Source organism: Arthrobacter sp. KBS0702, assembly GCF_005937985.2.
Lineage (GTDB): Bacteria > Actinomycetota > Actinomycetes > Actinomycetales > Micrococcaceae > Arthrobacter.
This window is the reverse complement of the sequence record NZ_CP042172.1, coordinates 1,535,164-1,561,118: the sequence shown is the minus strand read 5'-3', so window position 1 is coordinate 1,561,118 and position 25,955 is coordinate 1,535,164. Positions and strand designations below refer to the sequence as shown.

The following is a 25,955-nucleotide window of genomic DNA, read 5'->3' as shown; positions in this document are numbered from 1 at the left end:
CCTGCCGGGCCGCTGGATGACGGCCCGGATGTGAGGGAATACACAAGCTAGGAGTACTGCTTGAGTGTGACGGCGGTGGCCAGGGCGGCGGTAACGGCCTCGTGCCCCTTGTCCTCGGTGGAGCCGGGAAGGCCGGCCCGGTCGATGCCCTGCTGTTCGGTGTCGCAGGTCAGCACGCCGAAGCCCACCGGCACGCCGGTACGGACGCTGACCTCGGTCAGGCCGAGCGTGGCCGCTTCGCAGACGTACTCGAAGTGCGGCGTTCCACCGCGGACGACGACGCCGAGCGCCACCACGGCGTCGAAGTGCGGCGCCAGCCGGGCCGCGGCGACGGGCAGCTCAAAGGTGCCGGGGACGCGCAGCACGGTCGGTTCGCCGATGCCGGCTTCCTTGGCGGCGCGCAGCGCGCCGTCGAGCAGTCCGTCCATGATCTGCGTGTGCCAGCTTGCGGCGACGATGGCAAGTTTCAGCCCGGAGGTGTCCTCGGGGCTGAAGGTGGTGAGGTCGATCTGTGGGGCGCCGTGGCCGCTCATGCGTTGTCCTTGCTGTGGAGGTGTATGGGAGGGGGTGGTGCTGGTCGGATTGACGGGCGGCTGCTTAGCCTTGTTCGTGCTCGAAACCGCCCTGTCCGGCGGCGGGTGCGGCCGGTTCCATGTCCAGGACCAGCCGGTGGTCCATCCGGTCCTTCTTGGTCTGCAGGTAGCGGAGGTTCTGTTCCCGGGACGGCACCTCGGTGGGGACCATCTCGACCACCCGGACGCCGGCCTGGGCCAGCCGGTCCTGCTTGTCAGGGTTGTTGCTCAGCAAGCGGATCTCATGCATTCCCATCTCGGCCAGGATCTGCGCGGCGGCCTTGTAGCAGCGTGCATCCACGGGCAGGCCCAGCTGCTCGTTGGCCTCGACCGTGTCGAACCCGGCCTCCTGCAGGGCGTAGGCCTTGATCTTGTTGGCCAGGCCGATGCCGCGCCCTTCCTGTCCGCGCAGGTAGAGCAGCGTGCCGCCGAATTCGTGGATCATTTCCAGGGCGTAGGCCAGCTGTTCGCCGCAGTCGCAGCGGTAGGAACCGAACACGTCTCCGGTGAGGCATTCGGAGTGCAGCCGGACCAGGGGCGCCTGGCCGTCCGTGGCCGGCAGCGGGGAGCTGACGGCGAGGTGCTCGGCACCCGTGGCCAGGTCGGTCCAGGCCTGTGCCACGAAGTCTCCGTAGGCGGTGGGCAGCTGGACGATCGGTCCGCCGCTGACCGGATGCGGTTGCTGTCCCGGGGTGGCCGGCTGCGCTTCAGAAGTCGTCATTGTCTCTCCTCAATCCAAAGATGTCAGGCGGATGCCGCTGCGTGGCTGCCGGGGTTCCCGGCTTCGAGGTACGCCACCAGGTCGGCAATCGAAATCAGCGGACAGCCATGTTCGAGGGCGAAGCCCCGGAGTCCGTCCAGCCGCATCATCTCTCCGTCGTCGTGCACCAGCTCTGCAATTACGCCTACGGGTTCGAGGCCGGCCAGCCGGCACAGCTCCACTGCTGCCTCGGTGTGGCCGGGACGTTCCCGCACACCCCCCTTAACGGCGCGAAGCGGGAAAACATGCCCGGGACGGGTCAGGGAATTCGGCTGGCTCGTCGGATCGGCCAGGATCCGGGCTGTCAGCGCCCGGTCCGTGGCCGAGATTCCGGTGCTCACGCCCACGGCGGCGTCGCATGACACGGTATACGCGGTGCCTTTGGCGTCCTGGTTGATGGCAACCATCGGCGGCAGCTCCAGCGCATCGGCCTGGTCGCTTGGCATCGGTACGCAGATCACGCCGGAGCTGTACCGGATGGTCCAGCCCATCAGTGCGGGGGTGGCGTGCTGCGCCGCGAAGATGATGTCGCCTTCGTTTTCACGGTCCTCGTTATCGACCACCAGCACCGGCCGGCCGGCCGCCATGGCGCGGATGGCGTCGTCGATCGGGTCCAGCGCCGGCGCGTCGACGGTGAGTCCCGGGGTGTCCTGCAGCCGGTTCATTTTGCGGCCGCCTGGGTCTGCGCGGCGGGGGCGAAGGCGAGCAGCCGCTCGGTGTACTTGGCCAGGACGTCCACCTCGAGGTTGACGCGGCTGCCCACCGATTTGCCGCCCAGACCGGTCTCGGCCAACGTCGTGGGGATCAGGCCGACCTCGAACCACGGGGCGGGCTCGGAGGCGGGGCTTACGGCGGTGACGGTCAGGGACACGCCGTCGACGGCGATCGAGCCCTTCTCCGCGATGTAGCGGGCCAGCGGGGCCGGCACGGCGAAGCGCAGCCGGTCCCAGTTGCCGAGCGCTTCGCGTTCCAGCAGTTCGCCGACGCCGTCGACGTGCCCCTGCACCACATGGCCGTCCAGTCGGCCGCCGGCCGGGACGCAGCGTTCCAGGTTGACCGGGTCTCCCGCGGCCAGCCCGCCAATGGTGCTCCGGATCAGGGTTTCGCCCATGACGTCGACGCTGAAGTCCGTGCCGTCGATGTCCGTGGCCGTCAGGCAGACCCCGTTGACGGCGATCGAGCCGCCGTGGGCCAGTCCAGCGGTGCTCTCAGGGGCGTGCAGGCGCAGCGTGGCGCTGGTGTCGCCGTCGCGCTCGACGGACAGCACCTTCCCCTGTTCGGCGATAATTCCGGTAAACATCAGTTGCCTCCTGCGGCGGTGTCCGCGTTACTGCGCGGTGTGGAATCGGATGAAGAGTTGGTGGCGGGACGCAGGTGCAGCCGCAGGTCGCGGCCCAGCATCCGGACGGCGCCGCCCGAGGCCCCGTCCCAGTCCCAATGCTGGGCATCGGCAAGGGTGCCGATACCGAGGTCGTCCAAGGCCAGGGTGCCGGAGCCCAGCAGCGTGGGGGCCAGGTAGACGATCAGCTCGTCGACGAGGCCTGCGGCCAGGAACGCGCTGAGGATCCGCGAGCCGCCCTCGACCATGAGGTGCCGGACGCCGGCGTCGAAAAGCCGGTCCAGGGCCTCGCGGGGCTCCCGGGTTGGCAAGTGCAGCACCTTGCCGTCGCCGCCGTTGACCGCGGCGTCCGCGGGAATCCCGCGGAGACCCATCACGGCGCGCAGCGGCTGCTTTTCGGCGAGTTCGCCGTCGGGGGTGCGAGCCGTAAGGCGCGGGTTGTCCACCAAGACGGTCTGCGTGCCCACCAGGATGGCGTCGATCCTGCCCCGCAGGGCATGGTTGTCCGCGAGTGACTCCGCACTGGAGATCCACTGGCTGGTGCCGTCGCTGGCCGCGATCCGGCCGTCAAGGGTCTGGGCGATGTGCAGGGTGACGAACGGCCTTTTCGCGGCGACGGCGTCGAACCAGCGCCGGTTGAGGTCCAGGGCGGCGACGGCACCCAGGCCGGAGCGGACCCGCACTCCGGCGGCGCGGAGCGTCGCCGCTCCCCCGGCGGCGGGATCGTGCGGGTCATCGATCGCGTAGACGACGTCGGCCACGCCGGCGTCGATGATGGCCTGGGCGCAAGGGCCGGTGCGGCCGCAATGGTTGCACGGCTCCAGCGTGACCACCATGGTGGTGCCCGTGAGGTCCAGTCCGGCGGCCGCGGCTTGGGCGATGGCGTCGCCCTCCGCGTGGGCGGTGCCGGCGCCGCGGTGGTAGCCGGTGACCAAGGGCGTGCCGTCTGTTCCGATGACGACGGCGCCCACCAGAGGGTTCGCCCCGCGCGGGCCCTGCGCAGCGGCCGCCAGGGCGCTGTCCATGGCGGCTGACTCGGCAGCGCTGAAGCTGGCGGCATTGAAGACTTGTGTGTCGGGCTGATCCCGGTTGAGTTTGAACTCCGGCCCGGCGGCCGAATGCTGAACGCTCATCTGCCGTCCGCCGCGTCCATCAGGACCGCAGAGTCGGCGAAGAGCCATCGCAAGGGGTTCATCTGTGTGTCGTTCCTTCCCTCAGAACCGCGATGGCTCCGGGGGTATACGACAGCGCAATTCCGCGGCACCGTCAGGGCGCCGCAGTAACAGCTGTACGTGCTTCTCTCATCCAGACTTTAACTGTCGGTACCGGAGTTCCACCGGTTCAACCGTCCGCCGGCTGCCTCCCGAGGGAAGTGCCGGCTCGCGGGTCGCGGACTATGACCGCCGGTTCGGACTTACACCGACCCCGGAGCACGTATGTGTGTAGCTATTCTGACACAACCCCGGGTGCCGTCCGGCTATTCCCGTGCAATGGAAGATGCAGTTTGCGTCATGTTTCGGCAGGCTAGCGGCTGCCCGCGGCCCGCAGGCGCTCGATCGCGTCGGCCGGGTCATCGGCGCCGTAGACGGCGGACCCGGCCACAAAAACGTCGGCGCCCGCCTCGGCGGCCCGCCAGATGGTCTCCTCGGTGATGCCGCCGTCGACCTGCAGCTTGATGTCCAGGCCCGAGGCGTCGATGGCCGCCCGGGCCCGGCGGATCTTTGGCAGCGTGAGGTCCAGGAATTCCTGGCCGCCGAAGCCGGGCTCCACCGTCATGATGAGGATCATGTCCAGCTCGCCGAGCATGTCGAGGAACGGCTCCACCCCGCTCCCGGGCCGCAGCGCAATCCCCGCCTTGGCGCCGCGGGCGCGCAGTTCACGGGCCAGCTTCACCGGCGCAATCGATGCCTCGGCGTGGAAGGTCACCGACGCGACGCCGGCGTCGGCGTAGGCCGGCGCCCAGCGGTCCGCGTGCTCGATCATGAGGTGGGCGTCCAACGGGATCGGACTGACTTCCTGGATGCGCTGGACCACCGGCAGGCCGAGCGAGAGGTTCGGCACAAAGTGGTTGTCCATCACGTCAACGTGCACCGCGTCCGCGGTCCTGATCTTGTGGAGCTCCGACTGGAGGTTCGCGAAATCCGCCGAAAGGATGCTGGGGTTGATGCAGCAGTGGGCCATGGATGTCCTTGTCGTTGCGCTGGTCGGAAGATCAGGGAGCTGGTGCCAGTATGGCCCGAAGCTCAGGCTTTCTTGTGGATCAGCGCCAGGAACATGGCGTCGGTCCTGTGCCGGTGCGGCCACAGCTGGGCCGTGAGCTCGTGGCCGGCCTCGAGGTGTCCGGTGAGGCTTACCGCATCCAGGGCCGCGCCGGCGTCGAGCAGTTCGAGGTCGTCGCGCTTGCGCAGCGCGTCGCTCACGACGGCGGTGGTCTCGGCCGGGTGCGGGGAGCAGGTCACGTAGGCGACGACGCCGCCGGGCTTGACGGCGTCGAGGGCAGATTTGAGCAGTTCGCGCTGCAGCGGCCCAAGGTCCACCAGGTCCTTGGGGGTGCGCCGCCAGCGGGATTCCGGACGGCGGCGCAATGCGCCCAGCCCGGTGCAGGGCACATCCACGAGCACCCGGTCGAAGCTCTCCGCCATCTCCGACCCGACCTCGCGGCCGTCGCCGGTACGGACATGCCAGACCTCGTGCGGCACCGCCGCCAGGGCCTGGCGGACCAGCTTCGCGCGGTGCGGGGCAGGTTCATTGGCCAGCAGGGTGGCACCATGCTGGCGTGCAAGCGCGCCCAGCAGGGCTGCCTTGCCGCCCGGGCCGGCGCACAGGTCGAGCCAGCGTTCGCCCTCGCCGCCGTCGGCGCCTGGCTCGGCGCCGGAGTCGTTGGACAGGTCCACCGATGCCAGGGCCCGGGCCACCAGCTGCGAGCCGACGTCCTGGACCCTGGTGCTACCGTCCCGCACCGAGGCGAGCCGGCCGAGGTCTCCGCCGCTGGAGAGGGCCGATCCTTCGACCAGTTCCCCCGGGGTGGCGCCGCTTTCCAGGGCCTCGTCGAGGCTGCCGAGGCCGGGCAGCGCCACCAGGTTCACCACGGGTGCGGCGTTGTCCGCTTCGAGGAGCTCGTTGATTTCCGTAACCGGGCGTCCGTGCGCCACGAGGGACTGCCGGAAGGCGCGGACGATCCACTCGGGGTGGGCGTAGCGGACCGAGGCCACCTTGGTCTGGTCCTGCTCGTCGCTGAGGAGCAGTTCGAGCCACTCCTCGAGGGTGTGGGCGGAGACCTTGCGGAGGACGGCGTTGATCAGGCCGGACGGGCCGGCGCCGATCACGGCGCGGGCCAGGCCCACGGTTTCGTCAAGGGCGGCGTGCGCCGGGACACGCATGGCGAGCAGCTGGTGGGCGCCGATCCGCAGTGCGTCCAGGATGGCCGGGTCCAGCTGGTCCAGCGGGCGGTCCACGCAGCGGGCGAGGATCGCGTCGTAGGTGCCCTGCCCCCGGAGGGCGCCGTAGCTGAGTTCGGTGGCGAATCCGGCGTCGCGCTTGTCCAGTCCGTGGTGGCGGATCCGGGCCGGCAGCACCAGGTTCGCGTAGGCGTCCTCGGCGGCCACGGCGCGCAGCACCTCGAAGGCCACGAGCCGGGCCGGGTCGGCGCGCCGGGTGCGCTGGGAGGGGGCGTTTTCGGAGAAGCCGCGCTGCGGGCCGCGGTTCCGTTCCCGTCCCTGCGCGTTCCTCCGCACGCCGCCCCGCGGGCCCCGGTGGCCCTGGCCGCCGCGGCCGCCGGGGGCCTGTCCGCTGCCGCCGTTGGATCCGGTGTCGCTCATTCGAAGACCACGCTTTCCAGTGTTGCCTGTCCGCGCGCCCAATCGGCGGCGGTCATCATTTTCTTGCCCGAGGGCTGGATCCGGGTGAGTTCGACCGGATGCGAGCCGGTCCCGACCAGGACCGCCTTCCCATCCAGGGCCAGCTGCCCCGGGCGCAGCGGTTGCGCGCCTGGCCGGAGCAGCACAGGTTCGAGCTTCATTCGCTGCCCGTCCAGTGTCGTCCAGGCGCCGGGTTCCGGTGTTACGCCGCGGGACCGGCGTCCAATCGCGAGGGCCGGCTGCTGCCAGTCGAGGCGGCCGTCCTCAAGGCTAAGTTTGGGGGCCAGGCTGACCTCGCCCTGCTGCGGGACGGCGCTGGCCTTGCCGGCCTCGACGGCGGAGAGCGTCTGGGTCAGCAGCACGGCGCCGCTGTGCGAGAGGCGTTCCAGCAGCTCCCCCGCGGTGTCCTCAGGTCCCACGGCCTCGGTCAGGGTGCCGAAGACCGGTCCGGTGTCCAGGCCCTCCTCGAGCCGGAAGGTCACGGCCCCGGTGATGTCGTCGCCGGCGATCAAGGCACGCTGCACCGGCGCCGCCCCGCGCCAGGCTGGCAGCAGCGAAAAGTGCAGGTTGATCCAGCCGTGCCGGGGAATGTCCAGTGCCGCGCGCGGAATGAGCCCGCCGTAGGCGACGATCGCGGCGACCTCGGGCTCGGCCGCTTCGATCCGGGCGGTCACGGCCGCGTCGACCTTCGCGGCATGGATGATGTCGATGCCGAGTTCGGCGGCGCGGGCGGCAACCGGCGAGGGTGTCAGCACGCGCTTGCGCCCCAGCGGCGCGTCCGGCCGGGTCAGCACGGCGACGACGTCGAACCCGGCCGCGACGAGGGCGTCCAGCGACGGAACGGCCACGGCCGGGGTACCCGCGAAGAGGACCCTCACTGGCCGGTTCCGAAGGAGGAACCCGTGCCGAAGCTGCCGCCGCCAAAGCTTGAACCAACCGTTTTGGCCCGCTTCGACGTCGTCTGCTCGGTGATGGAGTCGTAGTTGGCGTTCCGGATCGCACGCAGCGCAGCTTTGCGGTCCTCGCCTTCGAGCCGGTCGGTGAAGAGAATCCCGTCCAAGTGGTCCGTCTCGTGCTGGAAGACGCGGGCGAGCATGCCTTCGCCCTCCAGTTCCACCGGCTTGCCGTGCACGTCAACGCCGGTGACGCGGGTGGCGCGGTGCCGGCGGACCGGGAAACCCAGGCCCGGGATGGACAGGCACCCTTCGACCTCGTCCGGCTGGAAGTCTTCGCTGTTCTCCAGCACCGGATTGATGATGTGGCCCTCCACCCCGCGGATGCGGTAGGTGAAGACCCGCTGGCTGATGCCGACCTGCGGCGCGGCCAGGCCGGCGCCCTCCACGTCTTCCATGGTTTCGGTCATGTCGGCAACGAGCTTCTCCAGCTCAGGCCCGAATTCCGTCACGGGATCGGCAACTGTGCGCAGCACAGGGTCCCCGATGATGCGGATATTCAAAATGGCCATGGGCAATCGGTCCTCACGGTGGGCGGCTACAGGATTCCGTCCAGTTTAGTGGCAGCCTCCGGTTTCCGGCTCAGCGGGCCGCCGGCGGAGCGATCGGCAGCAGGGCAGGGCCGGCGGCCACGGTGTCGGCGGACATCTCCCAGACGCGGCGCAGGGCACAGAACTTCCACCAGTGGTGCTTAAGGACGTCCGGGTTGGCCCGCTGCGGCCGCACCTCTGTCTCGCCGATGGCCACGGCGAGGAGAAGCGGGGAGTCGCCGTGCTGCCAGGGCTCCCACTCCCCTGCCACCGGATCCACCAGGCTTTCCTCCGCTTTCATGCCGGCCACGAGTTGCATGACCACCTTGGCATCGAGCGGCTTGACCGTGCCGTCCCGGCTGGTTCCCTTGGTCTTGTAGTCGATGAGGCAGGTGCGGCCGTTGATTTTGGCGACGAGGTCAAGGGTTCCGGCGTAGCCCACGGTCTTGTTCCACACCGTAATCTCCGGGGCGATCGGCTCCACCTGGTACAGCTCCCACCACTCGTCGAAGCGGGCGGCGAACGCCTCCTCGCCGTTGGCTGCCAGGGCTTCCCGGGTTTCCTTCATCTGGTGCGGCCGGCCCAGGGCGCGAAGGGCCACCTGCTCGCAGTAGTTGTGCACCCGGTCGCCGCGCTTGGCTGCGTCGTCCCGGTGCGTCTCGGCGGCCTTGGCGGCGCGGCTGACCGCCTGGCGGATCTTGGCCGGGCTGCCCAGGATGGCGGGCAGGGTGGGATCCGCGGCCAGGCTGTTCGCGCCCATGTACCCGAACCAGCCGTCCAGGCCGTGGGGCTGCTGCCCGATCACGGTGGTGATGGACGGGACGGAGAACTGTTCCGTGGTGGAACGTGCGTACATCCGGCCGTATTCGGTGGCGTGGGCGAGAAGCGGGGCGGTCATAGAAAGACTCTTTCACAGGGGTCGGACGCTGAAGGGAAAACAAAATGGCCCGCCCCGCTCTGTGAGCGGAACGGACCATGTTCCAGGTGGGCGATACTGGGTTCGAACCAGTGACCTCTTCGGTGTGAACGAAGCGCGCTACCACTGCGCCAATCGCCCCGGTGCCATTGAATGCTAGCCCACCCCGGCGGAAATCCGAAATCGGCGCTTTCGACGTCGGCGCTACGCGTCCAGGGCTCCTCCCGCCGCGCCCAATAGCCAGAGATGGCCGCATACCGGGTTGACTTAGCGGCCGTCTATGGCAACTCGACGGAGCGGCTGGTCCGGGCAAGCCACGGGTAGGCCGGCGGTACGTGCCGTGCCAAACGGACAGAGATGGCCGCACACCGGATCGACTTAGCCGCCGTCTGTGGCAAATCGACGGAGCGGCTGGTCCGGGCAAGCCACGGGTAGGCCGGCGGCGGTACGTGCCGTGCCAAATGGCCAGAGATGGCCGCGTACCGGGTTGACTTAGCGGCCGTCTGTGGCAAATCGCCGGAACAGGCTCACCCCAACGATTCGCAACCCCGCCCGGGCGCCGCCCCTTCGCTGACCGCGCCTGCCGCCGTCGTCGTCGGACACCATGTCCGCCACCCCGCCCAGGCCACGTAAGGACGGCGTGAATTACACATCTGTAATTAGCAAAAACCGCTAGATTGCAGGGAAGCGCGGGGGTGCGTCGGCGCGGATTCAGCCCCGATTTGTAGATTGACTGAACCTCCTATAGAGTTCTTACTCGTTGGAACGCGAGGAAATGCCGATTACGGCAGGGAATCGCAGGCAACATTGCGGACGTAGCTCAGCTGGTAGAGCACCACCTTGCCAAGGTGGATGTCGCGAGTTCGAATCTCGTCGTCCGCTCGCAGGACACTGTCACGGCAGCGGTTTTCTTTTTGAGGAAGCCGAAGCTACACGGTGGGTTGGCCGAGAGGCGAGGCAGCGGCCTGCAAAGCCGTATACACGGGTTCGAATCCCGTACCCACCTCGGTGAAAACCCTGGTTTCCGGTTTCGGCCGGATTTAAAGGGGCGATTGGCGCAGCGGTAGCGCGCTTCCCTGACACGGAAGAGGTCACTGGTTCGATCCCAGTATCGCCCACCAAAGCAAGGAAACTTGCTTGATCCAGTACCACCGGCCCCGCCGGAACGGACTAAAAAATGCGGACGTAGCTCAGCTGGTAGAGCACCACCTTGCCAAGGTGGATGTCGCGAGTTCGAATCTCGTCGTCCGCTCTGTTGTTTCATCAGATTCACACAACTCCACTCCGGATCCTTCCGGTTGCGGGCGATTGGCGCAGCGGTAGCGCGCTTCCCTGACACGGAAGAGGTCACTGGTTCGATCCCAGTATCGCCCACCATAAGAGCAGCTCCTACGGGGCTGCTTTTTTCATGCCCGCGTTTGCGGTCCGGTGCGTTTGCCCTCCGGCACAGGGTCTTTCTCCTCTGGGCGTACACCCTTGGCACCTCCCGATCCGCCGGTTAGGATCGAAAACGCTAGGAGCGATCTGGCTCCGCGACCGAAGGGAGGTGCCCGTGGGTTTAATTGACGATCTAAAGGGCAAGGCTCAGCATCTGATTGGTGGCAACGAACAGGCCATCAAGGACGGAATCGAAAAGGCGGGTGATTTCGTCGACTCGAAGACCGGCGGAAAGTACGCCGACAAGGTCGATGCCGCTCAGCGAGGCGCCTCCGACTTCGTGGACAACGCGGACGGCCGGCCGGAAACGGCCCCGGCCGCAGAGCCACACGTCGCAGGAGAGCCGCCCGTCCCCGGGGTAACCCGGCAGCCGGGCCTCTGACCCAGGTACGTCAGCGAGGTGCCGGTCCCGCCGAGAGGCGGCGCCGGCACCTTTGTCGTTTAACGACCAACGCGGCGCCAGCCCAACCAGCTGGCAAGTAGCTGTCGTTTTGACCGCTCAACACGACAACTGCGCGAGTTAGTTGGTTCCTATTGCACTCAGCGCTAGGACGGCTCGTGGTTCTGGCCTTCCCGGGCCAGGGCGGTGAGCCGGGAGACGGCCCGGAAGTACTTCTTCATGTACCCGCCGGTCATCATTTCCTCGGTGAACAGCTGGTCGAACGGCACGCCGCTGGCCAGGATCGGGACGTCCTTGTCATAGAGCCGGTCCGCCAGAACAACGAAGCGCAGCGCCACGGCCTGCTCGGTGATGGTCTCCACGTTGCGCCACACCACGCCGTCGATCCCGTCGATCAACTGCCGGTAGCGGCTCGGGTGGACACCGGCCAGGTGGTTGATCAGGGTGCTGAATTCGTCCTTGGCCACGGTCTGGCCGTCGAACTCCGCCTGCATGTGGTGCGTGAGTTCGTCGTTGCGCAGCGGCGCGGGGGCCTTCGGCAGTCCGCGGTGGCGGAAGTCATCACCGTCGATCCGGACGACGTCGAACTGGTCGGCCAGGACCTGGATCTCGCGGGCGAAGTCGACGGCGGCGAAGCGGCCGTCGCCCAGAGACCCAGGCAGGGTGTTGGACGTCGCCGCCAGCTTGACGCCGGCGTCGGCGAGTTCGCGCATCAGCCGGGACATCAGGACGGTGTCCCCCGGATCGTCGAGTTCGAATTCATCGATGCACACCAGCTTGTAGTGGCTGAGTGCCTCCACGGTCTTGCGGAAGGACAGGGCCCCCACCAGGTTGGTGTATTCCACGAAGGTGCCGAAGGCCTTGGGGCCGGGCGCGGCATGCCACAGCGAGGCCAGCAGGTGGGTCTTGCCGACGCCGAAGCCGCCGTCGAGGTAAATGCCCGCCCGCGAGGTCTCTTTCTTGCCGAAGAGCCGCTTGAACAGGCCGTCACCGTCCCCGGCTCCGACGCCGGCCGCAAATTTCTGCAGGGCCTGGACCGCGTGGGCCTGGCTGGGCTGGGCCGGGTCCGGCCGGTAGCTGGCAAAGGACACCTCACCGAAGCGCGGCGACGGATAAAAGCCGTTCAGGAGTTCATCCACGGAAACCGCCGGTGTTCTGGCGGCGAGCTGTTCGATCTGTACCAAGGTGGTCCGTTCTGCTGGTCTCGTGTCCCCAGAAAGGATACCGGCAAAGGCCCTCTTCCCTTCCGGGCGCGGGATCGGACGTGACCAAGGCCATATTTCCGAGTATGTAGCCGGTGGAGCAAACCTGCCGGGCCGTGGCTAGTGTTGTAACAGGCCCGGCGCCGCGCACCACCATGGCCCGGCCTCCCGACCGCCCAGTGAAAGGCCATCTCCATGCCCTACCCCGTTGAGCAGAACGAGAAATTCGCCGCCTACGCCCACCCGGAGCGCCTCGTCTCCACCGAATGGCTCGCCGCGGCGATCGACGGCGGCGCGCTCGACGGCGGCAAACTCGTGGTCGTCGAATCGGATGAGGACGTGCTGCTCTACGAAACCGGCCACATTCCCGGCGCGGTCAAGATCGACTGGCACACGGACCTCAACGACGAAGTCACCCGCGACTACATCGACGGCGCAGCCTTTGCCGCCCTCGCCGCGGCAAAGGGAATCTCCCGCGACAGCACCGTGGTGATCTACGGTGACAAGTCCAACTGGTGGGCCGCCTACGCGCTGTGGGTCTTCACCCTCTTCGGCCACGAGGACGTCCGGCTGCTCGACGGCGGCCGCGACAAGTGGATCGCCGAGGGCCGTGCCCTGACCACGGACAAGTCCGTCGTCACGCCCGGCGAGTACCCCGTGGTGGAGCGCAACGACGCCCCGATCCGCGCCTTCAAGGACGATGTGCTGGCGCACTTCGGCAAGCCGCTGATCGACGTCCGCTCCGCCGAGGAATACACCGGCCAGCGCACGCACATGCCGGCCTACCCGGAGGAGGGCGCCCTGCGCGGCGGCCACATTCCCACCGCGGCGTCCATCCCCTGGGCCCGTGCCGCTGCGGAGGACGGCACCTACCGCAGCCGCCCCGAGCTGGAGGCCCTGTACCTGGACGAAGCCGGACTCAAGGAGGGCGACGACGTCGTGGCCTACTGCCGCATCGGCGAGCGGTCCAGCCACACCTGGTTCGCGCTCAAGTACCTGCTGGGCTTCGAGACTGTGCGCAACTACGACGGTTCCTGGACCGAGTGGGGCAACGCCGTCCGGGTCCCGATCGTCAAGGGCGCGGAGCGCGGCGCCGTTCCGGCAGGCAAGTAAACTGGGAGTGATGAATACTTCTGCCCTCCCCGCCGCGCTGGCGGACATCGTTGATGATTTCCAGGCCCTTGAGGAACCCGAGCGGCTGCAACTGCTGCTGGAGTTTTCGCGCGAGCTGCCGGATCCGCCGGCACGGCTCCAGGACCACCCGGAGCTGATGGAGCAGGTGGTGGAATGCCAGTCGCCGCTGTTCCTCACGATCGAGACGGAACCGTCCGGCGACGGGCAGCCCGGCGTGCCCGAACGCGTGCGACTGTTCTTCAAGGCCCCGCCCGAGGCGCCGACCACCCGGGGATTTGCCGGGGTGCTGCACGAGGGCCTCGACGGGCTGAGCCCCGCCGAGATCCTGGCCGTCCCGGACGACATGCCCGAACTCCTCGGCCTCACCCGGGCGATCACCCCCTTGCGGATGCGCGGCATGACGGCAATGCTCGGCCGGATCAAGCGCAAAGTCGCTGCCCTGCCGCAGCACGGCTAAGCAGCCCGGTGGCCCGCAAACAGGCGTCCCAGGGAACCCCGGCGACCGCGGCACTCGCGGCGGCCGGGGTTTCCTTCGTCGCGCACCCTTACAGCCATGACCCCGCGGCCGCCAGCTACGGGCTGGAGGCCGCCGAGGTGCTAGGGATTGACCCGGCCCGGGTGTTCAAGACGCTGATGGTCGACGTCGACGGGCGCCTTGCCGTCGGCGTCGTGCCGGTGAGCGGAAACCTGGACCTGAAGGCAATGGCTGCTGCCCTGGGCGGCAAGAAGGCCGCCATGGCGGACCCGGCGACGGCTGAGCGGCGCACGGGTTACGTGCTCGGCGGCATCTCCCCGCTGGGACAGCGTCAGCCCTCCCCCACCGTGCTGGACGAGAGCGCACTGGAACTCGAAACCATTTTGGTCTCGGGCGGCCGCCGCGGCCTGGACCTGGAGCTCAGCCCGGCGGACCTGGTCCGGTTGACCGGTGCCCGTACCGCCCGGATCGGCACATCCCGCAGCTAAGACGCGCGAACGTACACTTGGGGCCCGCTTTTTCGTCCGGAACGGGGCCTCAAGTGTCCGTTCGCGCGAGGGGTTAGCCAGCCGGGGTGGGCCGCGGCGCCAGCTGCTGCCGGAGCCAGGCGGTGACCAGGGCCTCCCAGCGCTCCGGGTCGACGTTCCATTCCTTGGTGTGCCGGGCCGTGTTGAACGTTTCGAAAGTCACCATCTCCGGGTTCCGCTCGGCGAGGTCCGCGGACGGGCCGTAGGGCACGTATTCGTCGTCGACCGAGTGCAGGATCAGCGTCGGCGTCCGGAGCTCCACGGCACGGGACACCCAGTCCATGGCCTTCAGGTCCACCGGAGCGGCCAGCCCGGTGAGCCGGCGGCCCAGCCGGTGGCTCATCATCAGCTGCCCGTACCGTCCGACGGCGGACGGGATCCGGTTCAGCTCGGCGTGGTGTGCCAGCACGTTGACCCAGTTGATCACCGGAGCGTCCAGCACCATCGCCCGGATCAGGTGGTGGTAGCGGGACAAATCCGCGGTCTGCAGGCAGATCGCACCGCCCATGGACCAGCCAAAAAGCACCACTTCGCGGGCGCCATGGTCCAGCGCGTAACTGATCGCCGCCTCCACGTCGTGCCACTCGGTGGACCCCAGACCGTACCGGCCATCCTCGGCCGAGGGCGCCAGGCCGTCATTGCGATACGAAATCAGCAGGCTGGTCAGGCCCAGGTCCCGGGCCACCCGGACTGCCCGCAGGCCCTCCTGCCGCGTCGCGCCGCGCCCATGCACCATGATCGCCCAGACGTCCGACGACGGCGTCCCGGCCGGCACGTCGGCCGCCGGGGCGGCGCGGACCAGCCAGGCTGGCGCCGTTCCGCCGTCGACCTCGATCTGCACCTCTTCGGCCGGCAGCCCGATGGCCGCGGGATCTGGATGCACGGCCCCGCTCCAGTAGCCGCGCCGCGCCGTGGTCAGGTCCCCGCTGTAGACGGCTTCCACTTCCCGCAGCACCGTCTGCTCCGCGGGCGAATAGGACAGGATCCGGCCGAGCCTGGCGTGCCCGCGTCCGCCGTCAAAAAAGAAGCCGTAGACCCCCTCGACGGTGGAATCCGGGGTCGCCTTGAGGATCACCTGCAAATCCCGGCCGTCGCGGATGACTGCCAGCACCTCCTGGTCCTCCTCGCGGACCCGGACCGGGGTAATGACGCGCCGCGCGAAGTACAGGGCCAGCGCCGACGACCCTGCGGCGAGGAGGCCGGCCGCCGCGCTACCGCCGATGATGCCGCCCACCGCCCACTTGGCGCTTCCGGGCACGAGCGTGTCCGGCGCAGCGCTGTCCCGCCTGGCCGGCAGACCCCGGGGGGACCTCCGGGCAGCGGGGAACTGTTGCGTGGGAGGGCGGAAGCGCAGGGTCGAGGCCATGGCACCATTCTTACCGAACTCGCGGCCAACCCCGGCATCCGGCGCACCCGCGGCACCGTCGTGCGGGGTGGCGGCCCGGGGGCTAGGCTGGGGGCATGAGCGACCCTATCGTCATCCTGACAGAAGAGCCCCTGGGCGCGGACGACCGCGTCAACATCGAAACCCTCGTGGCCGACGGCGATTCGCCGCTCGTTGTCCTGGTCCCGGCGAACACCGAGCGCCACCTGCTGGTGGACTTCCTGGAGAACCTCTCCATGCTGGAGATCGCCAAAGCCTTCCGGGAGCTGACCGCCAAGCACCCCGACCCGGCTGTGGAACGGACGGCGGCCGCCGAAACGCTGGCCACCTCGCTCGCCGCGCTGGGCGGACTCGGCGGCGGCGTGACCGGCGAAATCGTGGAGGGCAAGGCCGTGGACGCCCTCGTCGCGAAGGTCAGGGAACTGAACGCCGGACAGGCTGTCGTGATCACCCGCCCGCATGCCGTGGCGGACACCTTCCACACCGACTGGGCCAACGAGGCCCAGGACAAGCTGGGCCTGCCGGTGCTGCATTTGTACGCCGGATCGGGATTTATCGGCGACTCCTGAGCGTTATTGAGGTCATGAGCATCTTCAGCAACAGGCCCAAGGTCCAGCCCGTCTCCTCCCCCGCCGCCGGTGACACCGCAGGGTCCTCGTCCGAACAAACGGCCGGAAGCGCCACCGGCGCGGTTGAAAAGACGGACCAGCAATGGCGCGAGGAACTGAGCCCGGAGGAGTACCGGGTGTTGCGCCAGGCCGGAACCGAACGGCCGTACACCGGTGAGTACTGGGACACCCACACCGAGGGCGTGTACCAGTGCCGGGCCTGCGGGACCGAGCTGTTCACCAGCCGGGAGAAATTCGATTCGCACTGCGGCTGGCCGTCCTTCTGGGCCCCTCTGGCCGACGGCACGGTGCGCTACATCCACGATCGCACCCTCGGGATGGAACGCATCGAGGTGCGCTGCGCTGCCTGCGATTCGCACCTGGGCCACGTGTTCGAGGGCGAGGGCTACGGCACTCCCACGGACCAGCGCTACTGCATCAACTCCGTCTCCCTGAAGCTCGTCCCCGCAGCCGACGCCGCGTCCACCGGCGCGGAGGGCTAGCGCGGACGGCTAGCACGGCCGGCCAGGCCGCGAAGCCCCTGTCCGGCTGGAGCTGGACGCCTTGCGCCAGCCTAGTTGCCTCAGACTTTCTTATGCTCGACCCGTTTTTGAGTTAGCGATTCTGTTTGCTTGCTACGCTCGCCGTAGACGTTCCCAGCAACCAGAAAGGCGCGCAACGATGACCGTAACCGCCCTCACCGCCCCTGTCCGGATTACCGCCGATTCCCCGGAATGGCAGCAGCTCAAGGCAGCCGCGACAGCCCTGCAGGCCCTCCAGGTCAAGGACGGTTCCGTACCCGACGCCGGCGACCACCCGGCCGCCGCGGCCCTCGTCGCCACCATCACTGCCGCGGTGACTGCCCTTGCCCCGGCCTTCCCGCACGACGCCGAGTACCTGGACCTGCTGGTCACGGACTTCCAGCGCTGGGCCGACGGCGGCTTCGGCGTTCCCGACTTCCTGGACTCCCTGCAGGCCTTCCAGCCGCAGCAACACCGGGTCAACGGCCTCCAGCACCTGGTGGTCTTCCCGATGTACACCCAGAACGGCAGCACCAGCCGGCTGGTCGAGGCCATCCTGATCGAGGTCATCTGGCCCGAATTCATCGACGGCCTGGAGGCGGGCGAGTACTCCAACAAACTCTTCGTGCCGATCCGCTTCCTGGACTTCACCCCCGGGTACGACACCAACTCCGCGGTGCTCTTCCCGGAGACCGTCGCCGTCCGGGAGACCCCCACCTTCACCTGGGGCGCCATCTTCGCCGACCGTGAGGCCGCCCGCTTCCGCCGGGTGCTGCGCGCCGCCGCGGACATCACCTCCCTGGAACTGCCGGCCGACGCCGCGGCCCTGCTGGAGGACCAGGAGCTGACCCAGGAAACGTTCGTCATGTGGGACCTGATCCACGACCGCACCCACATGCGCGGCGACCTCCCCTTCGACCCGTTCATGATCAAGCAGCGCATGCCCTTCTTCCTGTACTCCCTGGAGGAACTCCGCTGCGACCTGACCGCCTTCCGCGAGTCCGTGAAGATCGAAAAGGACGAGGACGCCGATCCGGAGGCGCGCCGGCACGCCAAACTCGTCCAGTACGCCGTCATCTTCGACCGCATCTTCCGCTTTGCGATCACAGGGAGCCGCGTGCGCAACTACGACGGCCTCGGCGGCCAGCTCCTCTTCGCCTGGATGCACCAGCACCACGTCCTGCACTGGACCGACAGCAAGCTCAGCATCGACTGGGACGAGGTGGCCGACGTCGTGGTGGCACTCGGCGCGAAGATCGAGGACCTGTACTGGCGCTCGATCGACCGCCCCAAGACGGCGCACTGGCTGGCCGCCTACGAGCTGATCTCCGGCACCGTCACCCCCAACCCGGCCTCCGTCTGGGCCAAGGGTCCGGGCGCCCTGCCGCTGGACGGGCCGCCCCGCGGCCTGACTGACCAGGTGCTCGACGACGAGTTCCCGCTCTCCATGTTCTACGAGGCGCTGGAGAAGAAGATGCGGACCGTGATCGAATCGACGGCCGGCATCACGGGTTCCTCGGACACCGCCACGGACACCACCCCGGGCAACGCCGGATGAGCGGCGGACACACCCTCAACATCCTGGTAGCGGGCGGCAGCAGTCCGTCCGGGATCGCCGTGGCCCGCGCCCTCCGCGGCGCCGGCCACAGGGTCTTCACTGTCGGTTCCGACGCCGGCCGGATCGCGGCCGCGGCGGCCGACGCCGGGGACGGCGTGGTGCCGCTCGCCTGCGACCTCGCCGACCCCGACGCCGTCGCCGCCCTGCGCGCGGACCTCGCCGGGCGCGGCGTCCGGCTCGACGGCGTCATGCACCTGGTGGGCGGCTGGCGCGGCGCCAAGGGCATTGCGGACCAGTCCGACGAGGACTGGGACTTCCTGGAACGGAATGCCGTGACCACGCTCCGGAACGTCAGCCGCGCCTTCTACGACGACCTCGCCGCCTCGGCTACCGGCAGGCTGGCCATGGTCTCCTCCACCACGGCGGCCGCCCCGACCGCGGGCGCGGCCAGCTACGCCGCGGCCAAGGCCGCCGCCGAGGCCTGGACCCTGGCGGTAGCCGACGGCTTCCGCCGCGAGCAGTCGGGCCATAAGGAACATCCGGTGGAGCAGCACAGCGCCGCCGCAATCTTCGTGGTCAAGGCGCTCGTTGACGACGCCATGCGCGCCGCGGCCCCGGAGCGGAAATTCCCGGGCTACACCGACGTCGCCGACCTGGGCTCCGCCGTCGTCCGGCTCTTCGACACCCCAGCCGGGGAACTCAACGGCCAACGCCTGCCGCTTAGCCGCTGAACCGGCACCTGCCTACACTGAAAGCGTGAACGAAACGATGACCAGCGCGGTCCACACCCCCGAACAAGCACCCACCATCGCCCGGCTGCACAACCCCGCGGTCCGCGGCTTCGCCTCGGACAACTACTCCGGCGTGCACGCCGAAGTGCTCGCCGCCCTGGCCGCCGCCAACGAGGGCCACCAGGTCTCCTACGGCGAGGACGACTACACCGCCCGCCTGCAGCAGCTGATGGAGGAACACTTCGGGACCGGAATCGAATGCTTCCCGGTCTTCAACGGCACCGGTGCCAACGTGCTCTCGCTGCAGTCCCTGCTGCCGCGCTGGGGCGCCGTCATTTGCGCCTCCACCGCCCACATCAACATGGACGAAAACGGTGCCCCCGAGCGGATCGGCGGCATCAAGCTGCTCCAGGTGCCCACGGCGGACGGCAAGCTCACCCCCGCGCTGATCGACCAGGAAGCCTGGGGCTGGGGCGACGAGCACCGCGCCCAGCCGCTGGCCGTGTCCATCACCCAGACCACCGAGCTCGGCACCTGCTACACACCCGAGGAAGTGCGGGTCATCGCGGAGCACGTCCACTCCAAGGGCATGAAGCTGCACATGGACGGCGCCCGGCTGGCCAACGCCGCCGCCCACCTGGGCGTGCCGCTGCGGGCCTTCACCCGCGACGCCGGCGTGGACATCCTGTCCTTCGGCGGCACCAAGAACGGGCTGCTCTTCGGCGAGGTGGTGGTGGCACTGAACCCCGACGCCGCGCACGGCCTGGTCTACCTCCGGAAAATGAACATGCAGCTCGCCTCCAAGATGCGTTTCATGTCGGCCCAGTTCATCGCACTGCTCGAGGGCGATCTGTGGCTGCGTTCGGCGTCGCACGCCAATGCGATGGCGGCCCGGCTGCGCGCCGGCGTCGAGTCGATTCCCGGCGTCGAGCTGAGCCAGAAGACCGAGTCCAACGGCGTCTTCGCCGTCCTGCCCGCCGGCGTGGCGGACCGGCTGCGGAACTCCTTCCGCTTCTACGACTGGAACGAGGCGGCCCGCGAGGTCCGCTGGATGTGCTCCTTCGACACGACCGAGGAAGACGTTGATTCCTTTATCGCCGCAATCAAGCGCGAGCTCGCGGACGCCTAGCCGCACCGCCGCGCATCCTCCCGGCCCGGCAGGGCGGCGAGCCTGCCGGGCCGGGAGGGTGCCCGTGCATACCCTTTCACTGTGAACGCACTCGACCAGGTTCCGGCGGATTTCCTCTTCGCCCTGGGGACCCTTCGAAAAGCACGGTGCCGCAGTGAGTTGCGCCTCGATGAGATCCCGGCCCCCGGCCGGCTCGCACCGTTCGCCGTGGCACTCGGCGCGGAAGTGGTGGTCCCCGGCGACGGCGCGTCCGGGGCAGTCCACGGCCCGGCGGCCGCCGCGCTGGCCCCCGCGGCCGGCAGCGACGACGTCGAACTGGCCACCGGCCGTTTCATCCTCCTTCACGACCCGGACGGATCCGCGGTCTGGGACGGCGAATTCCGGATCGTCACCTATATCCGCGCCCAGCTGGAACCGGACATGGGCAACGACGAGATGCTCGGCTCCGTCGCCTGGACCTGGCTCGTGGAGGCGCTGGAAAACCACCAGGCCGACTACCGATCGGCCGGCGGCACGGCAACCCGGGTGCTCTCCGAGAGCTTCGGCACGCTCGCTGACCGACCCGGAACCATTGACATCGAACTCCGCGCCTCCTGGACCCCGGCCGGCCGCGACATCACCGCGCACCTGGAAGCCTGGTCGGACATGGTCTGCACTTTCGCCGGCCTCCCGCCACTGCCCGACGGCGTCTCCGCGCTGCCGCGCCGGCGTCCACGGCAGGCATGAACGAGCATCGCGACGCACCGCCTCGGCCTGCAACGATGGCGTTGTCGGTAAACTGGAATCATCATGACCCCTCATAATCCGGAAATCACCACCGCGGGCACCGCTTCAAGCACCGTACCCAACACCGCTTCAAGCACCGTCACCAACACTGTCGCGAGCACCGCCGCCAACGCAGCCGCCGGCGCGGCGCAGGCCCCTGACACGGCAGCGCATATCACGGTGGAAGGCTTCGACAGCCTGGTCCCCGAGGTCATCGACCTCGACGCCCCGCGTGACGGCGTACCGCTGGTCATCGAGACCAAGGCAGGACTGGAGCGCTGCGCGGCAGCCCTGGCCGCCGGGCACGGCCCCGCGGGAGTCGACGCCGAACGGGCCTCCGGATTCCGCTACGGCCAGCGTGCCTTCCTCGTCCAGATCCGCCGCGAAGGCGCCGGCACCTGGTTGATCGACCCGGAGCCGTTCGGGGACCTCAGCATCATCAACGACGCGCTGCGCGGCGTCGAATGGATCCTGCACGCCGCCAGCCAGGACCTCCCTTGCCTCTCCGAACTGGGCATGTGGCCGGACAAGCTCTTCGACACCGAGCTCGCCGCCCGCCTCGCCGGGCTGCCCCGGGTGGGCCTTGCCGCCGTGATCGAACAGCTTTTGGGCTTCGGCCTGGCCAAGGAACACTCGGCCGCGGACTGGTCCACCCGGCCGCTGCCCGAACCCTGGCTGCGCTACGCCGCGCTCGACGTCGAGGTCCTCACCGAGCTGCGCGAGGAGCTGATCGAGCTGCTCACCGCCGACGGCAAGCTGGACTACGCGGAGCAGGAATTCGCCGCGATCCTCGAAGCCGGCCAGGCCCCGCCGCGTATCGACCCGTGGCGCAAGACGTCCGGGCTGCACCAGATCCGCGACCGCCGCCAGCTCGCCGCCGTCCGCGAACTCTGGCTGGAGCGCGATTCTCTGGCCCAGAAGCGAGACGTGGCCCCTGGCCGGCTGATCCCCGACTCGTCCCTCGTGGCGGCTGCCAAGGCCATGCCCAGCACCGTCCCGCAGTTGCTCGGCACCAAGGGCTTCCACGGCCGGGCCGCGCAGCGCGAGGCCCCGCGCTGGCTGCGATGCATCAATACCGCCCGCAGCCTCGAGGAGCTGCCGCCGCTGCACCTGCCCACCAACGCTCCCCCGCCGCCGCGCGTCTGGGCCGACCGGGATCCGGAAGCGGCGGCACGCCTCGCCACCGCCCGGCCCATGCTGCAGGCCCGGGCCGAGGAACTCAACCTGCCGGTCGAGAATTTGCTCACCCCGGACTACCTCCGCCGCGTGGCATGGCGTCCCCCGGCGGAAATCAGTGAGGAAGGCATCGCAGAAGAGCTCCAAAACCTCGGGGCCCGCCAGTGGCAGATCCAGCTCACCGCCCCGTTGATCGCCGAAGCCTTCCTCAACCCGCAGCCGCTGCCGCCGAAGGAAGCCAAAGCAGCCAAGGAAGCATCGACGGGTCCGGCCGAAGCCTCCTCCGACGGCGTTTCCTGACGCGGCGGCTCCGCCTCCTTGCCAGCTATGTTACTCATGAGTAACATAGCTAGGGATGCCGCCAGGATCATTCCTGCCCGCCCGGGCTTCACGGGTGCGGGCAGCGATCCGGCACCCATGTCTCAATGAGGAGTAATACGTGAGCCAAGCCAGCAGCGCCAAGCCGACCACCGGAAGAAAGAACACCGTCCGCGACGTCGTCTTCGTCGACGGCGTCCGCACCCCCTTCGGCCGGGCCGGCGAGAAGGGCATTTACGCCGGAACCCGCGCCGATGACCTTGTGGTCAAGTGCATCCGCGAACTCATGCGCCGCAACCCGTCCCTGCCGGCCGAACGGATCGACGAGGTGGCCATCGCCGCCACCACCCAGACCGGCGACCAGGGCCTCACCATCGGCCGCACCGCAGCCCTCCTGGCCGGCCTGCCGCGGACCGTTCCCGGCTTCGCGATTGACCGGATGTGCGCCGGCGCCATGACCGCGGTGACGACGACGGCGAGCGGGATCGGCTTCGGCGCGTACGACGTCGTGATCGCCGGCGGCGTCGAACACATGGGCAACCACCCGATGGGCGCCGGCGCGGACCCCAACCCGCGCTTTATGTCCGAACGGATCGTGGACCCGGCCGCCCTGAACATGGGCAACACCGCGGAAAACCTGCACGACCGCTTCCCCGCCATCACCAAGGACCGCACGGACGCCTACGCCGTCGCGTCCCAGGACAAGCTGGCCGCGGCCTACGCCAAGGAACAGATCCAGCCGGACCTGGTCCCCGTCGCCACCATGAAGCCCGGCCAGGGCTGGACCGTCAACACCGTGGATGAGCCGCCGCGTCCGGGCACCTCGGTCGAGGACCTCGCCGCGCTGCGCACCCCGTTCCGCGCGCACGGCCGCGTCACTGCCGGCAACGCCGCCGGCCTCAATGACGGTGCCACCGCCGCGCTTCTGGCCTCGGCCGATGCCGCCGAGGAACTTGGCCTGCCGGTAAAGATGCGGCTCGTCAGCTACGCCTTCGCCGGCGTCGAACCGGAGGTCATGGGCATCGGCCCGGTCCCGGCCACCGAGAAGGCCCTCAAGAATGCCGGACTCGGCATTGAGGACATCGGCCTGTTCGAAATCAACGAGGCCTTCGCCGTCCAGGTGCTTAGCTTCCTGGATCACTTCGGCATCGCCGACGACGACCCCCGCGTCAACCGCTACGGCGGGGCGATCGCGGTCGGTCACCCGCTCGCCTCCTCCGGCGTCCGGCTAATGAACCAACTGGCCCGCCAGTTCGAGGAAGACCCCAGCGTCCGCTTCGGCATGACCACCATGTGCATCGGCCTCGGCATGGGGGCCACCGTCATCTGGGAAAACCCGCACCACGCCGACTACGGCACCGATTACACCACCATCGAGACTGGAGCCGCAGCATGAGCGCCGCCGATTTCCACAAACTTGCCGAACTGTTTCCGGGCGAAACCGTGACCCACTCCTACGTCCAGGACATCAAGCTCCCGGCCGTCAACGGCACCAGCCCCGGGACCTTTGCGCTGGTCACCCTGGATAACGGCCTCGACCACTCGAAGCCGACCACCCTGGGCCCGAACACCCTGATCGAGCTGGGCACCGTACTGGAGGGTCTGCGGGACCGCGCCGCGCGGGGCGAGATCGTCGGCGTCGGCGTGACCGGCAAGCCGTACTTCCTGGTCGCGGGCGCGGACCTGTCCACGGTCAAATCCGTCAGCGGCCGCGAACAGGGCCTCTGGATGGCCCAGCTCGGCCACGACGTCTACGCCACCCTGGCCAATCTCGGCGTGCCCAGCTTCGCGTTCATCAACGGCCTGGCCCTGGGCGGCGGCCTGGAGATCGCCCTGCAGTCCACCTACCGCACCGTCTCCACCGGGGCCGGCGCGCTGGCGCTGCCCGAAGCGTTCATCGGGCTCATTCCGGGCTGGGGCGGCGTCTACATCCTGCCGCGGCTGATCGGCCCCGAGAACGCCGTCAAGGTCATGATCGAGAACCCGCTGAGCAACAACCGCACCCTGACCGGCCCGCAGGCCTACGAACTCGGCGTCGCGGACGCCCTCTTCGAGCCCGCGGACTTCGTCGAGCAGTCCGTCGCCTGGGCCGCCCAGGTGATCGCCGGCGCCGTCACCCCGGCCCGTGCCAACGCCGTCGACGCCTCCGCCCCGGACGTCGCCGAACGCTGGGCCGGCGCCGTCGCCGCCGGCCGCGCCTTCGTCGAGGCCAAGACCTCCAACGCCTCCCCCGCCCCGGCCAAGGTCCTGGACGTGCTGGAAGCCAACCGGACCCTGACCCAGGCGGAGTCGGCGGAGCTCGAGTGCGAGACGCTCGCGGACCTCATGCAGACCGACGAGTTCCGCTCCACGGTCTACGCCTTCCTGGACCTCGTGCAGCGCCGTTCCAAGCGCCCTGCCGGTGCCCCGGACCGCAAGCTCGCCCGCCCGGTCACGAAGATCGGCGTCGTGGGCGCCGGCCTGATGGCCAGCCAGCTCGCGCTGCTCTTCGCCCGCCAGCTCAAGGTGCCGGTGGTGCTGACGGACATCGACCAGGCCCGGGTGGACAAGGGCGTGGACTACGTGCACGCCGAGGTGGACAAGCTGCTCGCGAAGAAGCGGATCAGCCCGGACGCCGCCAACCGGACCAAGGCCCTGGTCAGCGGCTCGGTGTCCAAAGAGGCGTTCGCCGACGCGGACTTTGTGATCGAGGCCGTGTTCGAGGAACTCAACGTCAAGAAGCAGGTGTTCAAGGAGGTCGAGGCGATCGTTTCGCCCGAGTGCATCCTGGCGACCAACACTTCCTCGCTGTCCGTCACGGCCATGGCCGAGGACCTGCAGTACCCGGAGCGCCTGGTGGGTTTCCACTTCTTCAACCCGGTAGCCGTGATGCCGCTGCTGGAGATCGTCCGTGCGCCGAAGACCGACGATGCCGTGCTGGCCACCGCGTTCGAACTGGCCAAGGGCCTGAAGAAGTCCGCGGTGCTGGTCAAGGACGCCGCGGCCTTTGTGGTCAACCGGCTCCTGCTGCGGCTGATGGGCGAAGTGACCGCCGCGTTCGATGAGGGCACCCCGGCCGAGGTGGCGGACAATGCGCTGCGCCCGATGGGCCTGCCGATGACGCCGTTCACCCTTGGCGCCATGGTGGGGCTGCCGGTCGCGCAGCATGTCCAGGAATCCCTGCACGCCGCCTTCGGGGACCGCTTCACCGTGTCGAAGAACCTGCAGGTGCTGATCGACAACGGCATCAAGTCTCTTTGGGATCCGGCCTCGGTGAAGGCGGGCAAGCCTGTGATCCCGGCCGAGACCCTGGCCCTGCTGTCCTTCGGCGATTCGCCGTCCACCGCCGAGGAAGTACTGCGCCGCACGCAGGACGCCCTCGCTGAGGAAATCGGCCTGATGCTGGCCGAAGGCGTCGTGGCAGGACCGGAGGACATCGATCTGTGCATGATCCTCGGCGCCGGCTGGCCGATGTTCCTGGGCGGCATCACCCCCTACCTGGACCGGGTGGGCGCCTCCGAACGGGTCACCGGCAAGAAGTTCCTGGCACCGGGTGTGGCCTCCGAACCGGCCGCGTAAGGCAAGCAGCCTCAGCCGTTAAGCACCAAAGGCGCCGCCGTCCCCGCCAGCAGGCAGGGACGGCGGCGCCTTCGCTTGTTCATCCGGCGGCCGTCAGCCCCCAGC

25 protein-coding genes, 6 tRNA genes and 1 riboswitch are annotated in these 25,955 nt (G+C 68.9%); of the genes, 18 read left to right on the top strand and 13 right to left on the bottom strand.

The annotated features are described in order from the left end of the window. Positions 1-47 precede the first annotated feature (47 nt). The 11 genes from ribH to FFF93_RS07070 all read right to left on the bottom strand — a co-directional run bounded on the left by ribH (position 48) and on the right by FFF93_RS07070 (position 9,068). Positions 48-533, bottom strand: a complete 486-nt coding sequence (ribH, locus tag FFF93_RS07120; protein ID WP_138769532.1) for a 6,7-dimethyl-8-ribityllumazine synthase — start codon at positions 531-533, stop codon at positions 48-50. Between the two features lie 64 nt (positions 534-597). Continuing rightward, positions 598-1,293 carry a GTP cyclohydrolase II gene (ribA, locus tag FFF93_RS07115; protein WP_138769533.1) on the bottom strand — a complete coding sequence of 232 codons (696 nt, stop codon included), beginning with the start codon at positions 1,291-1,293 and terminating at the stop codon, positions 598-600. A 23-nt stretch (positions 1,294-1,316) separates the two neighbouring features. Next, entirely contained in the window at positions 1,317-1,997 is a 681-nt protein-coding gene (gene ribB, locus FFF93_RS07110) for a 3,4-dihydroxy-2-butanone-4-phosphate synthase (protein ID WP_138769534.1), read from the bottom strand. Continuing rightward, positions 1,994-2,632, bottom strand: a complete 639-nt coding sequence (locus FFF93_RS07105) for a riboflavin synthase (RefSeq protein WP_138769535.1) — start codon at positions 2,630-2,632, stop codon at positions 1,994-1,996. The genes ribB and FFF93_RS07105 overlap by 4 nt, the downstream gene beginning before the upstream one ends. After that, positions 2,632-3,696 (bottom strand): bifunctional diaminohydroxyphosphoribosylaminopyrimidine deaminase/5-amino-6-(5-phosphoribosylamino)uracil reductase RibD, encoded by a 1,065-nt coding sequence (gene ribD, locus FFF93_RS07100; protein WP_261375410.1) that lies wholly within the window; start codon positions 3,694-3,696, stop codon positions 2,632-2,634. The genes FFF93_RS07105 and ribD overlap by 1 nt, the downstream gene beginning before the upstream one ends. A gap of 263 nt (positions 3,697-3,959) precedes the next feature. Then, a riboswitch (FMN riboswitch) is annotated at positions 3,960-4,109 on the bottom strand. A gap of 86 nt (positions 4,110-4,195) precedes the next feature. After that, entirely contained in the window at positions 4,196-4,852 is a 657-nt protein-coding gene (rpe, locus tag FFF93_RS07095) for a ribulose-phosphate 3-epimerase (protein ID WP_138769537.1), read from the bottom strand. A 62-nt stretch (positions 4,853-4,914) separates the two neighbouring features. After that, positions 4,915-6,489: an RsmB/NOP family class I SAM-dependent RNA methyltransferase gene (locus tag FFF93_RS07090; protein ID WP_138769538.1), complete on the bottom strand. Its 1,575-nt coding sequence runs from the start codon at positions 6,487-6,489 to the stop codon at positions 4,915-4,917. Further along, entirely contained in the window at positions 6,486-7,406 is a 921-nt protein-coding gene (gene fmt, locus FFF93_RS07085; protein ID WP_138769539.1) for a methionyl-tRNA formyltransferase, read from the bottom strand. Before fmt ends, FFF93_RS07090 begins: the two co-directional genes overlap by 4 nt. After that, positions 7,403-7,993: a peptide deformylase gene (gene def / locus FFF93_RS07080; protein ID WP_138769540.1), complete on the bottom strand. Its 591-nt coding sequence runs from the start codon at positions 7,991-7,993 to the stop codon at positions 7,403-7,405. Before def ends, fmt begins: the two co-directional genes overlap by 4 nt. Positions 7,994-8,063: 70 nt before the next feature. Continuing rightward, positions 8,064-8,909: a cytochrome gene (locus FFF93_RS07075; RefSeq protein WP_138769541.1), complete on the bottom strand. Its 846-nt coding sequence runs from the start codon at positions 8,907-8,909 to the stop codon at positions 8,064-8,066. 87 nt (positions 8,910-8,996) lie between these two features. Then, positions 8,997-9,068: transfer RNA gene (locus tag FFF93_RS07070), tRNA-Val, on the bottom strand. Positions 9,069-9,736: 668 nt separating this feature from the next. On the opposite strand from FFF93_RS07070, the gene FFF93_RS07065 reads away from it, so the two are divergent. From FFF93_RS07065 to FFF93_RS17085, 6 genes are all read left to right on the top strand, one after another. Continuing rightward, positions 9,737-9,809, top strand: a tRNA-Gly gene (locus FFF93_RS07065). 53 nt (positions 9,810-9,862) lie between these two features. Next, positions 9,863-9,933 (top strand) — tRNA-Cys (locus FFF93_RS07060). A gap of 40 nt (positions 9,934-9,973) precedes the next feature. Beyond that, positions 9,974-10,048 (top strand) — tRNA-Val (locus FFF93_RS07055). 58 nt (positions 10,049-10,106) lie between these two features. Beyond that, positions 10,107-10,179, top strand: a tRNA-Gly gene (locus tag FFF93_RS07050). Between the two features lie 50 nt (positions 10,180-10,229). Then, positions 10,230-10,304: transfer RNA gene (locus tag FFF93_RS07045), tRNA-Val, on the top strand. A 169-nt stretch (positions 10,305-10,473) separates the two neighbouring features. Further along, complete coding sequence (locus FFF93_RS17085; RefSeq protein ID WP_395858425.1) at positions 10,474-10,746, top strand: antitoxin; 273 nt, start codon at positions 10,474-10,476, stop codon at positions 10,744-10,746. A gap of 164 nt (positions 10,747-10,910) precedes the next feature. Here the strand turns inward: FFF93_RS17085 and zapE are convergent, their stop codons facing one another. Further along, the gene (gene zapE / locus FFF93_RS07035; protein ID WP_138769543.1) at positions 10,911-11,948 is read right to left on the bottom strand and encodes a cell division protein ZapE; all 1,038 of its coding nucleotides are present in this window, start codon (positions 11,946-11,948) and stop codon (positions 10,911-10,913) included. Between the two features lie 213 nt (positions 11,949-12,161). On the opposite strand from zapE, the gene FFF93_RS07030 reads away from it, so the two are divergent. From FFF93_RS07030 to ybaK, 3 genes are read left to right on the top strand one after another with little or no spacing between them, the layout of a single operon-like run. Continuing rightward, a complete protein-coding gene (locus FFF93_RS07030) occupies positions 12,162-13,079 on the top strand; it encodes a sulfurtransferase (protein ID WP_138769544.1) in 918 nt (305 codons plus the stop codon). 10 nt (positions 13,080-13,089) lie between these two features. Beyond that, a complete protein-coding gene (locus FFF93_RS07025; protein WP_138769545.1) occupies positions 13,090-13,557 on the top strand; it encodes a SufE family protein in 468 nt (155 codons plus the stop codon). Between the two features lie 8 nt (positions 13,558-13,565). Next, positions 13,566-14,063 carry a Cys-tRNA(Pro) deacylase gene (gene ybaK / locus FFF93_RS07020; protein WP_138769546.1) on the top strand — a complete coding sequence of 166 codons (498 nt, stop codon included), beginning with the start codon at positions 13,566-13,568 and terminating at the stop codon, positions 14,061-14,063. A gap of 73 nt (positions 14,064-14,136) precedes the next feature. Here the strand turns inward: ybaK and FFF93_RS07015 are convergent, their stop codons facing one another. After that, on the bottom strand, positions 14,137-15,468 hold the full coding sequence (locus FFF93_RS07015; protein ID WP_138769547.1) for a S9 family peptidase: 1,332 nt from the start codon (positions 15,466-15,468) through the stop codon (positions 14,137-14,139). 95 nt (positions 15,469-15,563) lie between these two features. Here FFF93_RS07015 and FFF93_RS07010 point away from each other — a divergent pair, with 95 nt between their 5' ends. The 9 genes from FFF93_RS07010 to FFF93_RS06970 all read left to right on the top strand — a co-directional run bounded on the left by FFF93_RS07010 (position 15,564) and on the right by FFF93_RS06970 (position 25,850). After that, a complete protein-coding gene (locus tag FFF93_RS07010) occupies positions 15,564-16,055 on the top strand; it encodes a hypothetical protein (protein ID WP_138769548.1) in 492 nt (163 codons plus the stop codon). Positions 16,056-16,069: 14 nt separating this feature from the next. Further along, the gene (gene msrB, locus FFF93_RS07005; RefSeq protein ID WP_138769549.1) at positions 16,070-16,597 is read left to right on the top strand and encodes a peptide-methionine (R)-S-oxide reductase MsrB; all 528 of its coding nucleotides are present in this window, start codon (positions 16,070-16,072) and stop codon (positions 16,595-16,597) included. A gap of 178 nt (positions 16,598-16,775) precedes the next feature. Beyond that, the gene (locus FFF93_RS07000) at positions 16,776-18,173 is read left to right on the top strand and encodes a DUF6421 family protein (protein WP_138769550.1); all 1,398 of its coding nucleotides are present in this window, start codon (positions 16,776-16,778) and stop codon (positions 18,171-18,173) included. Continuing rightward, positions 18,170-18,904, top strand: coding sequence for an SDR family NAD(P)-dependent oxidoreductase (locus FFF93_RS06995; protein WP_138769551.1), 735 nt, complete (start codon positions 18,170-18,172; stop codon positions 18,902-18,904). The genes FFF93_RS07000 and FFF93_RS06995 overlap by 4 nt, the downstream gene beginning before the upstream one ends. A 37-nt stretch (positions 18,905-18,941) precedes the next feature. Beyond that, positions 18,942-20,033, top strand: coding sequence for a low specificity L-threonine aldolase (locus FFF93_RS06990; protein WP_138770496.1), 1,092 nt, complete (start codon positions 18,942-18,944; stop codon positions 20,031-20,033). 81 nt (positions 20,034-20,114) lie between these two features. Further along, positions 20,115-20,759: a DUF3000 domain-containing protein gene (locus FFF93_RS06985; RefSeq protein ID WP_138769552.1), complete on the top strand. Its 645-nt coding sequence runs from the start codon at positions 20,115-20,117 to the stop codon at positions 20,757-20,759. 63 nt (positions 20,760-20,822) lie between these two features. Beyond that, positions 20,823-22,274 (top strand): HRDC domain-containing protein, encoded by a 1,452-nt coding sequence (locus FFF93_RS06980; RefSeq protein ID WP_138769553.1) that lies wholly within the window; start codon positions 20,823-20,825, stop codon positions 22,272-22,274. 139 nt (positions 22,275-22,413) lie between these two features. Then, on the top strand, positions 22,414-23,688 hold the full coding sequence (locus tag FFF93_RS06975) for an acetyl-CoA C-acyltransferase (RefSeq protein ID WP_138769554.1): 1,275 nt from the start codon (positions 22,414-22,416) through the stop codon (positions 23,686-23,688). Further along, positions 23,685-25,850 (top strand): 3-hydroxyacyl-CoA dehydrogenase NAD-binding domain-containing protein, encoded by a 2,166-nt coding sequence (locus tag FFF93_RS06970; RefSeq protein ID WP_138769555.1) that lies wholly within the window; start codon positions 23,685-23,687, stop codon positions 25,848-25,850. Before FFF93_RS06975 ends, FFF93_RS06970 begins: the two co-directional genes overlap by 4 nt. Positions 25,851-25,955: the final 105 nt, after the last annotated feature.

Bases quoted from the DNA above. Each gene is read 5' to 3' on its own strand.
- FFF93_RS06970 (WP_138769555.1), top strand. From the start codon at position 23,685: ATGAGCGCCGCCGATTTCCACAAACTTGCCGAACTGTTTCCGGGCGAA.
- FFF93_RS07010 (WP_138769548.1), top strand. From the start codon at position 15,564: ATGAGCGACCCTATCGTCATCCTGACAGAAGAGCCCCTGGGCGCGGAC.
- ribD (WP_261375410.1), bottom strand. From the start codon at position 3,696: ATGGACAGCGCCCTGGCGGCCGCTGCGCAGGGCCCGCGCGGGGCGAAC.
- FFF93_RS07000 (WP_138769550.1), top strand. From the start codon at position 16,776: ATGACCGTAACCGCCCTCACCGCCCCTGTCCGGATTACCGCCGATTCC.
- FFF93_RS06995 (WP_138769551.1), top strand. From the start codon at position 18,170: ATGAGCGGCGGACACACCCTCAACATCCTGGTAGCGGGCGGCAGCAGT.
- ribB (WP_138769534.1), bottom strand. From the start codon at position 1,997: ATGAACCGGCTGCAGGACACCCCGGGACTCACCGTCGACGCGCCGGCG.
- FFF93_RS07015 (WP_138769547.1), bottom strand. From the start codon at position 15,468: ATGGCCTCGACCCTGCGCTTCCGCCCTCCCACGCAACAGTTCCCCGCT.
- ribA (WP_138769533.1), bottom strand. From the start codon at position 1,293: ATGACGACTTCTGAAGCGCAGCCGGCCACCCCGGGACAGCAACCGCAT.
- def (WP_138769540.1), bottom strand. From the start codon at position 7,993: ATGGCCATTTTGAATATCCGCATCATCGGGGACCCTGTGCTGCGCACA.
- rpe (WP_138769537.1), bottom strand. From the start codon at position 4,852: ATGGCCCACTGCTGCATCAACCCCAGCATCCTTTCGGCGGATTTCGCG.
- FFF93_RS07075 (WP_138769541.1), bottom strand. From the start codon at position 8,909: ATGACCGCCCCGCTTCTCGCCCACGCCACCGAATACGGCCGGATGTAC.
- msrB (WP_138769549.1), top strand. From the start codon at position 16,070: ATGAGCATCTTCAGCAACAGGCCCAAGGTCCAGCCCGTCTCCTCCCCC.
- FFF93_RS07025 (WP_138769545.1), top strand. From the start codon at position 13,090: ATGAATACTTCTGCCCTCCCCGCCGCGCTGGCGGACATCGTTGATGAT.
- FFF93_RS06980 (WP_138769553.1), top strand. From the start codon at position 20,823: ATGACCCCTCATAATCCGGAAATCACCACCGCGGGCACCGCTTCAAGC.
- FFF93_RS07090 (WP_138769538.1), bottom strand. From the start codon at position 6,489: ATGAGCGACACCGGATCCAACGGCGGCAGCGGACAGGCCCCCGGCGGC.
- FFF93_RS07105 (WP_138769535.1), bottom strand. From the start codon at position 2,632: ATGTTTACCGGAATTATCGCCGAACAGGGGAAGGTGCTGTCCGTCGAG.
- ribH (WP_138769532.1), bottom strand. From the start codon at position 533: ATGAGCGGCCACGGCGCCCCACAGATCGACCTCACCACCTTCAGCCCC.
- FFF93_RS07030 (WP_138769544.1), top strand. From the start codon at position 12,162: ATGCCCTACCCCGTTGAGCAGAACGAGAAATTCGCCGCCTACGCCCAC.
- FFF93_RS06990 (WP_138770496.1), top strand. From the start codon at position 18,942: ATGACCAGCGCGGTCCACACCCCCGAACAAGCACCCACCATCGCCCGG.